At 61.9% G+C, this 260-nt stretch carries 1 protein-coding gene; it reads left to right on the top strand.

Translation table 11 applies throughout. The features are described from left to right. Window positions 1-260 (top strand): hypothetical protein (locus KVT28_RS25465; RefSeq protein WP_217550992.1); only part of this gene is annotated, 260 nt, incomplete at both ends.

Genomic DNA, 260 nt, shown 5'->3' with positions numbered 1-260 from the left:
GGACTACAGCGCCGCCGCACCCGGCAGCGATGTCGGGCCGTTCATTATGCAGCCGAAAGGCATGGGCCGCCTGTTTGCGCTCGATAAAATGGCCGAAGGTCCGTTCCCGGAACACTACGAGCCGTTTGTAACGCCAATCGGCACCAACCCGCTGCATCCGAACGTGGTATCCAACCCGGCGGCGCGCGGGTTCAAGGACGATTTGGCATCGATGGGCCAGGCGGAGCAGTTCCCGTATGTCGCCACCACTTATCGTCTCA

This window comes from Pantoea sp. GbtcB22 (assembly GCF_019091025.1).
GTDB classification, from domain to species: Bacteria; Pseudomonadota; Gammaproteobacteria; order Enterobacterales; family Enterobacteriaceae; genus Pantoea; species Pantoea leporis.
This window is presented reverse-complemented; position numbering and strand designations above follow the sequence as displayed.